Origin of the sequence: Mesorhizobium sp. M2A.F.Ca.ET.039.01.1.1 (assembly GCF_003998035.1) — a bacterium.
GTDB lineage: Bacteria > Pseudomonadota > Alphaproteobacteria > Rhizobiales > Rhizobiaceae > Mesorhizobium.
The window spans coordinates 1-695 of sequence record NZ_RZRY01001386.1; the positions used below are offsets into that span (position 1 = coordinate 1).

The 695-nt window shown below is 66.8% G+C and carries 1 protein-coding gene and 1 pseudogene; both read right to left on the minus strand.

The window, feature by feature from the left end; genetic code table 11:
- The coding region (locus tag EOA24_RS40015) for a site-specific integrase (protein WP_245502004.1) at positions 1-446 on the minus strand (446 nt) is incomplete at its 3' end.
- Between the two features lie 2 nt (positions 447-448).
- Positions 449-695, minus strand: a pseudogene (locus EOA24_RS42255) (hypothetical protein); the annotation flags it as partial.

Sequence of the window (695 nt, forward strand, 5' to 3'; positions counted from 1 at the left end):
GGCTGCCCGCGCTGGGTGAAATTCCAGCTCAGCGACGACAGCCGCCGCTCGATGGTCGATACCGAGTTGGGCTGCTTGTCTCCGGAGACAGACCCGGACGCGCAAGCCGTGATATAGAGGCCGACCACTCGCGGATCGGGCGAGAACGCATCGACACCCTGCCGCCGCGCCCAGGCGCAAAAACGCTTCCAGTCGGCGGCATAGGCGCGGCGGGTGTTGGCGGAGCTTGCAGCTTCGACATAGCCCCGCGCTCGATCGGCAAGCTTCTCGAGATGCGCCGGCAGGCGCGGACCATGATCCGGATGAGGTGCGGCCGCCGGCAGGGCAGGGGAGGGGGGTTCCGTGTCCTCGCCCATCGCATCAAGTCCCATGGCACGGACGATCTCGATGACGTCCGGTAGATCGTCGTCCTGCCCGGCGCCCTTGGAATTGTCGGCGGCCGTCATGATCAAAGCCTCCCGCCGAGACGAAGCGCGGCCGCGAAAGAGGCCAACGGCAAAAATAGTGACAAAGGCCGATCCTCCAGGCCCAGGGCGCCGTAGGATCGATACCATGCCGCCACACGCTCATTCTTGGCATCGATGAACATCAGGGTGCCGCCAACCTCGGCCGCTGCCCGAATGCAGCGCAACGCCGCCGCAAGCAGCAACTGGCCGCCCAGTCCCTCACCATGGGCCGACCGCGCCACGGCGAGG